Below are 942 nucleotides of genomic sequence, written 5' to 3'. Positions count from 1 at the left end.
ACGCGTCTACGGCACGGATGGTACGTACTACGGTCGCGTCGGCAAGGATCAGACGCAGGCTTTCCGGTTCTCAGGTGGATCTAAATTTTGATCCGTCAAAACCTATCTCGCAACCACGCATCGGAGAAATTTCACGTGACCAAACCAACGGCAAAACATTTTTGCTTTATTTTGACTGCTGGCCTCAGTTCGTTGAATTCGCTATCCGCATGGGCTGGAGACGAAGCTGCGTTCGACTCATATCGCCGCGTCGGGCGCCCACTGCCGATACGAATCCACCCGCGCAGCTGGCTCGATAACGGCCATGTGGCTATATCCTCAAACGTTCCGAGCGCTGGCGGCTCCCGCAACCCTGCCTTGAACCCGTACATGATAGCGGCCTCAAACCAGCTGACCCCTGTTTATGGTCTCAGTGATCGTTACGGCCGTAGTTCCTTACCTGATCCCATAACCAACGGTCCCTTCATTGGCTCGCAGTCGTCCGCTATACGCAACGTCGACCTGTCTTTTATCGATCGACTTGACCCAACATCACCGCTCAATAGAAGACCCTAGAATGAAAATCGCATAAGATTGGGTCGTTGCAAATTTTATGGCGTCATAGACCGATAAGCGCGTTGCGAAGCCGGATGCTGCGAAGGCCACGATACTCAGGCCGTCGAGCAGGAGTGGGCGGTCGCCGAACCAGTCATGTTGCGACTATAGCCTGCGCCCGAGAGCACCCCTGCGCTTACAGCAGAAGAGGTAAGGCACGCGTTGCGCAAGGTCGCCGACATCCTGCGGAAGGCGGGTCTCCTGGTCATGCTGGCGCTCGCCGCGCCGCTGGCGGGTGGCCTGTCGGCGCACGCGCAAGGCCTGCCCGAGCTTCGGACCGGCAAGCCCGGCGACAAGCTCCTCGTCGAGGCCGACGAGCTGATCTACGACAACGACCACAGCACGGTC

Annotated in this window: 1 protein-coding gene; it reads left to right on the top strand. The window is 58.0% G+C overall.

The features are described 5' to 3' along the window. Nucleotides 1-756: 756 nt before the first annotated feature. A partial coding sequence (locus OXS27_RS32325) for a hypothetical protein (protein WP_267361748.1) occupies nt 757-942 on the top strand: 186 nt, incomplete at its 3' end.

This window comes from Methylobacterium sp. GC_Met_3, assembly GCF_026540775.1.
Lineage (GTDB): Bacteria > Pseudomonadota > Alphaproteobacteria > Rhizobiales > Beijerinckiaceae > Methylobacterium.
Note: the sequence above shows the minus strand (reverse complement) of the source record. Positions and strands in the feature narration are given on the sequence as shown.